This window comes from Zooshikella harenae, from assembly GCF_018837975.1.
GTDB lineage: Bacteria > Pseudomonadota > Gammaproteobacteria > Pseudomonadales > Zooshikellaceae > Zooshikella > Zooshikella harenae.
Genome location: NZ_JAGSOY010000269.1, coordinates 1 through 1,113 on the forward strand (window position 1 = coordinate 1; position 1,113 = coordinate 1,113).

Genomic DNA, 1,113 nt, shown 5'->3' on the forward strand with positions numbered 1-1,113 from the left:
CCCAAAAAGAGCATGATCCCCAACGTCCTGACCGTAAAGGCACCTATACCACAGGACTCGTGGGAGACTACAATGATCATCCCTTGACGCTTTTTATCACCAGTCTAAACCATGCCGGTGAAAACTTAACTGAGGTTTTAGCACAGCGGGATGAGTCCTTACCTCCTGTCATGCAAGCCTGTGATGCATTAAGTAACAACCAAGTGGATGATGCGTTAAGCACTATCGTCTGCCATTGCCTGGTACACGGTCGGCGTAAATTTATCGATTTAGAAAGCTATTATCCTGACCAAGCCAAAAGGGTGCTGGATACAGTCAGTGCGGTCTATGCTCACGAAGCTAAATGCCAAGAGGCTAACGTATCTCCCCAAGCGCGACTGAAGTACCATCAGAAGCACAGTGGTCCATTAATGGCCAACCTCAAAGCCTGGATGGAACAGCAAATAGCTGAACGTAAAGCAGAGCCTAATAGTCCTTTAGGTAAAAGCTACCACTATTGGTTAAAACACTGGGAAACGTTAACGCGATTTTTAACCCATGAAGGTGTGCCCCTCGATACCAACCGGGTTGAACGAGCGTTAAAACTAGCTATTCGTGTACGCAATAATAGCCTGTTTTATAAAACGCTTAATGGCGGTCATGTCGGGAGTGTCCTCATGTCGGTGATTTATACGGCATTACATAATGGAATAAATCCCATTGATTATTTAACGGATCTACAAATCCATGCGGAATGCGTTAAACAATCACCTAAACAGTGGTTGCCTTGGTGTTATCAGGAAACGTTAAACATAATTAATAACCCCCAAGAGGATTTAGCGGCTTAATTAAAAAAATAATGCGACATTAAATTCATTTAAAAAAAACACTAAATTATTTGGCGACAATGGGTTTCCAATCGTCACTCATGGCTGCACGCTGTGGATGGCCCTGGTACAGCAACACCTGTAAGGCTTGTGCATTGAGAGTGTACGTGCGCGTGTCCGCTTTAGGCCACCATTTTAATTGGCCCTGTGAAAACCGTTTCATGCATAACCAAAATCCTTGGCCATCGTAGACTAATAATTTAACCGCAATGCGTCGTTTATTGGTAAACACAAAAATAGTTCCACT

2 protein-coding genes are annotated in these 1,113 nt (G+C 43.7%); one reads left to right on the plus strand and one right to left on the minus strand.

The genetic code is table 11. From position 1 onward, the window contains the following. On the plus strand, positions 1-827 hold an 827-nt coding region (locus KCG35_RS25535; RefSeq protein WP_215822668.1), incomplete at its 5' end, for an IS66 family transposase. A 46-nt stretch (positions 828-873) separates the two neighbouring features. Here the strand turns inward: KCG35_RS25535 and tnpB are convergent. Then, positions 874-1,113: IS66 family insertion sequence element accessory protein TnpB (gene tnpB / locus KCG35_RS25540; RefSeq protein ID WP_215822669.1), on the minus strand; the 240-nt coding region annotated here is incomplete at its 5' end.